This is a genomic window from Corallococcus exercitus (assembly GCF_003611585.1).
In the GTDB taxonomy this organism is placed as follows: domain Bacteria; phylum Myxococcota; class Myxococcia; order Myxococcales; family Myxococcaceae; genus Corallococcus; species Corallococcus exercitus.
In genome coordinates this window covers 1-6,980 of the sequence record NZ_RAVW01000476.1, presented here as the reverse complement: position 1 = coordinate 6,980, position 6,980 = coordinate 1, and the positions used below count along the sequence as shown (strand labels likewise).

The 6,980-nt window shown below is 73.6% G+C and carries 3 protein-coding genes; all 3 read left to right on the top strand.

The window, feature by feature from the left end:
• Positions 1 to 836 (top strand): phosphopantetheine-binding protein (locus D7W79_RS36165; protein ID WP_147442229.1); only part of this gene is annotated, 836 nt, incomplete at its 5' end.
• A complete protein-coding gene (locus D7W79_RS36160) occupies positions 836 to 5,374 on the top strand; it encodes a type I polyketide synthase (RefSeq protein WP_120529850.1) in 4,539 nt (1,512 codons plus the stop codon). The genes D7W79_RS36165 and D7W79_RS36160, both read left to right, overlap by 1 nt.
• 45 nt (positions 5,375 to 5,419) lie before the next feature.
• Positions 5,420 to 6,980 (top strand): condensation domain-containing protein (locus D7W79_RS36155; RefSeq protein ID WP_244222160.1); only part of this gene is annotated, 1,561 nt, incomplete at its 3' end.

Sequence of the window (6,980 nt, the reverse complement as noted above, 5' to 3'; positions counted from 1 at the left end):
TCTTTGTCTCCGGCCCCGGTGTCGCTCGCGGCTACCTCGGCCAGCCCTCGCTCACCGCCGAGCGCTTCCTCCCGCATCCCTTCGCTTCTTCTCCCGGCGAGCGCCTCTACCGCACCGGCGACCGCGTCCGCTGGCTGCCCTCCGGCCGCCTCGAATTCCTCGGCCGCCTCGACTCCCAGGTGAAGCTGCGCGGCTTCCGCATCGAGCCCTCCGAGGTCTCCTCCCTCCTTCGCGACCACGCCTCCGTCCTCGACGCCTTCACGCTGCTTCGCGAGGACTCGCCCTCCCACCTCCGCCTTGTCTCCTACGTCGTCTCGCGCGAGCCCGGACACGACCCTGCGGCGCTCCGCACGTTCCTGCGTGAACGCGTGCCGGAGTACATGGTGCCGGCGGCGTTCGTGTTCCTGGACGCGCTGCCCCTCACGGCCAGCGGCAAGGTGGACACGCGCGCACTGCCCGCGCCCGACGAGACCCATGTCGGCGGCGGCCAGGGCTACGTGGAGCCGCAGGGCGAGCTGGAGCGCACGCTGGCGGCCCTCTGGTGCGAGCTGCTGGGCCTCAAGCGCGTCGGACGCCACGAGCGCTTCTTCGACGTGGGCGGCAACTCCCTGCTCATCGTCCGCGTGCAGGAGCGCCTCCAGACGGCGCTGGGCCTGCAGGTCTCCCTGCCCGTGCTCTTCCAGTACCCCACCCTCGCGGGCCTCGCGGAGCACCTGTCCCAGGCTGGCGGCGGCGCGCGACTGGAGTCCAGCCAGGAGCGCGGTGAGGGCCGCAAGGAGCGCATGGATCAACAGCGGGAGCAGCGGCTGGCCCGCCGCAAGAAGGGAAGCGCGTAATGGCTTCGTCCCCCACCGAGGCCGTCGCCATCGTCGGCATCGCGCTGCGCGTCCCGGGCGCCCGCGATCCCGAGTCCTTCTGGCGCCTGATCGACGACGGCGTGGAGCCGCGCACGTCCTTCTCCGACGCGGAGCTGGAGGCGGCCGGCGTCCCCCGCGCCGTGCGCGAGCAGCCGGGCTACGTGCGCGAGGGCTTCGTCCTGGACGGCGTGGCCGCCTTCGACGCGGCCTTCTTCGGCTACAGCCCCCGGGAGGCGGAGCTGCTGGATCCCCAGCACCGCCTCTTCCTGGAGTGCGCGTGGGAGGCCCTGGAGCGCTCCGGCCACGGTGACGCGCGCGGGCGTGGCGCCACGTCCGTCTTCGCGGGCGAGGGGCGCAGCAGCTACCTCATCGCGAACCTGCTGACCCGGCCGGACCTGGTGGCCTCGCAGGGCTTGTTCTCGCTGATGGTGGCGAACGAGAAGGACTTCCTCACCACGCGCGTGTCCCACCGGCTGGACCTGCGCGGCCCCAGCGTCACCGTGCAGACGGCGTGCTCCACGTCGCTGGTGGCCGTGCACCTGGCCTGCCAGAGCCTGCTTTCCGGCGAGTCGGACCTGTCCCTCGCGGGCGGTGTCGCGCTGGTGCTGCCCCAGCGCGCCGGATACTCGTACCGGGAGGGCGGCATCCTCTCCCCGGACGGACGCTGCCGGCCCTTCGACGCTCGGGGCGAAGGCACCGTCGGGGGTTCGGGCGTGGCGGTGGTGGCGCTCAAGCGGCTGTCGGACGCGCTGGAGGCGGGAGACCGCATCCACGCGATCATCCGCGGCTCGGCCGTCAACAACGACGGCGCGGACAAGGTGGGCTTCACCGCGCCCACCGTGGACGGCCAGTCCCAGGTCATCTCCGAGGCGCTCGCGGTGGCGGGCGTGGAGCCTGAATCCATCCAGTACGTGGAGGCCCACGGGACGGCCACGTCGCTGGGAGACCCCATCGAAGTGGCCGCGCTCAACCAGGTGTTCCAAGGGCTGCCCCGGGGCTCCATCGCGCTGGCCTCGGTGAAGAGCAACCTGGGCCACATGGACGCGGCGGCCGGCGTGGTGGGCCTCATCAAGGCGGCGCTCGCACTGGAGCACCGGCGGCTTCCTCCCAGCCTGCACTTCCAGCACCCCAACCCGCGCGTCCCCTTCGACGAGGGCCCCTTCGCCGTCAACACCACGTCGCGGCCGTGGCCCGACGCGAAGTCCCGGCGCGCGGGGGTGAGCTCCTTCGGCATGGGCGGCACCAACGCGCATGTGGTGCTGGAAGAGGCACCCGCGCCCGCGCCCCGCGCGCCCGCGTCCCGCCCCTGGCAGTTGCTGGCCCTGTCCGCCCGGACCGCGCCCGCGCTGGAGGAGGCGACGGACCGGCTGGCCGCGCACCTGGAGCGGCACCCGGAGCTGGCGCTGGCGGACGTCGCCCACACGCTGATGGTGGGACGCCGTCGCTTCGAGCACCGGCGGGTGCTGGTGTGCCAGGACGCGCGCGAGGCCCGGGAGGCTCTGGCGGCACGCGACGCGCGGCTGCTCACCGAGTCCGCGGGAGACGGGCGCTGCTCGGTGGCGTTCCTCTTCCCCGGACAGGGCTCGCACCATGTGGACATGGGCCGCGGCCTGTACGCGACGGAGCCGCGCTTCCGCGAGCACGTGGACGCGTGCTGCGAGCGCTTCGCCCCGCACCTGGGCGCCGACCTGCGGCGCTTCCTCTTCCCGGCCGCGTCGGAGCACGCGGAGGCCACCCGGAAGCTGGAGCAGACGACGTTCGGCCACCCGGCGCTCTTCACCGTCGAGTACGCGCTGGCGCGCTGGTGGATGGACGTGGGCGTACGGCCCCAGGCGCTCGTCGGCCACAGCGTCGGCATGTACGCGGCGGCCTGTCTGGCGGGCATCTTCACGCTGGAGGACGCCACGGCGATGTTGGCGCTGCGCGCCCGGCTCATCCAGCAGCTGCCCGCGGGCTCCATGCTGTCCGTGTCGCTGCCCGAAGCAGAAGTGCGCCCGCTGCTGGTGGGCAGGCCGGTGGGCATCGCCGCCAGCAACGCGCCCTCGCTGTGCGTCGTGTCCGGGCCCACCGACGCCGTGCACGCGGTCCAGGCGGAGCTGGGCGCGCGCGGCGTGGAGTGCCGCCTGCTGCACAGCACCTACGCCGGTCACTCCGCGATGCTGGAGCCGATGCTGCGGCCCCTGGAAGAGGCGCTGCGCCGCGTGCGCCTGTCGCCTCCGTCCATCCCCTGCGTCTCCAACCTCACCGGCACCTGGCTCACCGACGCGGAGGCGACGGATCCGCGTGCGTGGGCGGAGCAGGTGCGGAAGCCGGTGCGCTTCGCGGAAGGCGTGGCGACGCTCCTCGAGGAGCCGGACCGGTTGCTGCTGGAGGTGGGGCCGGGGCAGGCGCTGACGATGCTGGCGCGGCAGGCCACGAACGCGGCGGGGCGCACCATCGTCGCCTCGATGCGCCGGCCGCAGGATCCGCGGCCGGACGCCGCGGTGCTGTTGAACGCAGCGGGGCAGCTGTGGCTGGCGGGCGCGGAGCTGGACGTGGAGCGGCTCCAGGGACCGGGCGAGCACCGCCGCGTGGAGCTGCCGCCCTATCCCTTTCAGCGGGAGGACTACTGGCTGGAGGCCGTGGCGGGACCGCCCTCGGCGGCGGATCCCCGGACGGCCGGGACGGCGCTGCGCAAGCGGGACGACCCGGCGGAGTGGTTCTACCAGCCGGCCTGGAAGCCCACGCCGCCTCCGCCGGCCGCGTCATCCGCCGGTGTCGAGCGCGTGCTGGCCTTCGTCGACGCCAACGGCTTCGGCGCGCAGCTGGCCGCGCGGCTGGAAGCAGCGGGCTCGGAGGTGGTGCGGGTGGTGCCCGCGCCCGGCTTTTCCCAGCGGGACGCGCGCACCTTCGGGCTGTCGCCTGGAGAGCCCGCGCACTACCGCGCGCTGCTGGAGGCCGTGGGCACGCCCCGGCGCGTGGTGCACGCCTGGGGCCTGGGCCCCGCCGCCGGTGGAGCCGAGGACGCGGCGCTCGAGACGGAGATGGAGCGCGGCTTCCACGGCCTCGTCGCCCTGCTGCGCGCGCTCCAGGCCCGGCCGGAGAAGGGGCCGGTGGACGTCGCGGTGCTGGTGAGCGGCGCGCTGGACGTGACGGGGGACGAACCGCTGGTGCCCGCCCGCGCGCTCGTGGTGGGCCCCTGCAAGGTGGTTCCCCAGGAGCACGCGGAACTGCGCACGCGCTGCATCGACGTGCGCCTGCCCGGGGACACGGCGAAGCTGGCGGGCCTGCTGGAGCGGCTGGTGGCGGAGGTGCGCCTGGACGCGGCGGAGCCCGTGGTGGCCTGGCGCGGCTCGCGTCGCTACGTCGAGCACTTCGAGCCGACACGGCTGCCCCCTGCGAGCGCGGACATCTCGCCGCTGCGCGAAGCCGGCGTGTACCTGCTGACCGGAGGCCTGGGGCGGATTGGCCTGGGCGTGGCCGAGCACCTGGCTGCGACGGTGCGGGCGCGGCTGGTGCTGGTGGGTCGCTCGCCCTTCCCTCCGCCGGAGGAGTGGGACGGGTGGCTGCGCGCGCGCGGCGAAGAGGACGGCGTGTCGCGGAAGATCCAACGCCTGCGGGCCATGGAGGCTCGTGGCGCGCGCGTGCTGGTGCTGTCGGCGGACGTGTCGCGGCGGGCGGAGCTGGAGTCCGTGGTGGCCCGCGCTCGGGCGCACTTCGGGGCCCTGCATGGCGTGGTGCACTCGGCGGGCAGCATCGGCGCTCAAACGTCGGTCCCGCTGGTGGACCTGGAGCGCGAACGGAGCGAGGAGCAGCTCGCCGCCAAGGTGCGGGGCACCCGGTGGCTCGCGGCCGCGCTGGCGGACGGACCGCCGCCGGACTTCGTGGTGTTGCAGTCCTCGCTGTCCACCGTACTGGGCGGCCCGGGGTTCAGCGCCTACGCGGCGGCCAATGCCTTCATGGACACGCTGGCCTGCGAGCGCGCCCGGGCGGGTGGGACGCAATGGCTCAGCGTGGACTGGGACGGTTGGTCCCAGGACGGTGAGGTTCCCTCCGCGTCGGACCTGACGCTCGTCGAAGGCTCGGACGCCCTGCGGCGGCTGCTGTCCGCGCGAGCCGAGGGCCGATGGGTCGTGTCCACCACGGACCTCTCCGCGCGACAGGCCGTGTGGCTGCGGCGTGAGCGAACGGGCGCGGCGCCGGCCACGAGCCCCGGAGCCGGGCACTCCCGGCGCGGCGTTCGGACGCCCTACGTGGCGCCCCGGGACTCCGTCGAGCAGGGAATCGCCGCCATCTGGGCGGAGCTGCTCGGCGTCGCGGAGCCGGGCATCCACGACGACTTCTTCGAGCTGGGTGGGCACTCGCTGGTGGGCGCGCAGGTCGTGGCGCGCGTCCGGCAGGCGTTCCAGGTGGAGCTGCGCCTGGGGACCCTCTTCGAGACCCCCACCATCGCGGGCATGGCCGTGGCCATCGTCAACAGCCGCACCGAGAACATGAGCGAGGAAGAGCTGGAGTCCCTCCTGTCCGAGCTGGAGTGAGCCGCTCCCGCCTCTTCGCCCCACCTTCTTCCCCGACCGAGCACCATGAGCGACATTCGCAACCGGATCGCCCACCTTCCTCCCGACAAGCGCGAGCAGCTGCTGCGCAAGATGGCCGAGCGCCAGCAGGCCTCCGGCACGGCGCCGAGCAACGTGCTCCCCGCCTCGCGGCCCGCGCGCGCGGCGTCCGAGCCGTCGCCGCTGTCCTTCGCCCAGCAGCGCCTGTGGTTCCTGGACCGGCTGGAGTCCGGGACGACGCTGTTCAACCTCCCGGCCGCGTTCCGCCTGCGCGGGCCGCTGGACGTGACAGCCCTGGGTCGCGCGTTCAACGCGCTGGTGGAGCGCCACGAATCGCTGCGCACGCGCTTCATGGAACAGGACGGCCAGCCCGTGCAGGTGGCGGAGCCGACGCTGACGCTGGCGCTGGCGCCGGAGGACCTGACGGACCTGCCGCCGGAGCGGCGCGAGGAGGACACGCGCCAGCGGATGGCGGAGGAGGCGCGACGGCCCTTCGACCTGACGCGCGGGCCGCTGCTGCGCACCCGGCTGCTGCGGCTGTCGCCGGAGGAGCACGTGCTGCTCCTGACGATGCACCACATCGTCTCCGACGGCTGGTCCATCGAAGTGCTGATCCGTGAAGTCGGCCTCTTCTACGAAGCCTTCGTCGCCGGCACCGCGCCGGTGCTCCCGGCGCTGCCGTTGCAGTACGCGGACTTCGCGCGCCAGCAGCAGGAGGGACGCGAGGGCGGGACCCTGCGGCGTCAACTGGACTACTGGAAGGCACGGCTGAACGGCGCGCCTCAGGTGTTGGAGCTGCCCACGGACTGGCCGCGTCCGGCCGTGCAGACCTTCCAGGGGGCGGAGCTGCGCGTGGAACTGCCCGCCGCGCTGGTGGAGCAGCTCAAGGCGCTGGGCCGGCGCACCGGGGCCACGCTCTACATGGTGCTGCTCGCGGCCTTCCAGGCGGTGCTGCACCGGTACTCGGGGCAGGACGAGGTCTGCGTAGGCACGCCCAGCGCCGGCCGGAGCCAGGCCGAGCTGGAGGGCCTCATCGGCTTCTTCCTCAACACGCTGGTGCTGCGCACGGACCTGTCCGGCGATCCCACGTTCCTGGAGCTGCTGGGCCGGGTGCGCGAGGCCGCGATGGGCGCGTTCGACAACCAGGACGTGCCCTTCGAGAAGCTGGTGGAGGAGCTACAGCCCCGCCGCAGCCTCAGCTACACGCCGCTGTTCCAGGTGATGCTCATCCTCCAGAAGCCGCAGGGCCGTCCCCAGCTGGGGGGCCTGGCACTGGAGGCCATCAAGAGCAACGCGGGCCGGTCGATGTTCGACCTCACCCTGTCGCTGGTGGAGGTGGAGCGAGGCGGGCTCGTCGGTCATGTGGAGTACAGCACCGACCTGTTCGAGGAGGCGACCATCGCGCGGCTCACCCAGCACCTGCGCACGGTGCTGGAGGCGGCCATCGCGCGCCCCGAGGCGTCCCTGGCCTCACTGCCCCTGATGCCCGAGGCCGAGCAGCGTCAGGTGCTCCTCGACTTCAACCGCACCCACGCCGACGTGCCCCTCGACGTCTGCTTCCATCAGCTCTTCGAGGCCCAGGCCGACC

Coding starts and splice junctions, on each gene's coding strand:
- D7W79_RS36160 (WP_120529850.1), top strand. CDS start 836: ATGGCTTCGTCCCCCACCGAGGCCGTCGCCATCGTCGGCATCGCGCTG.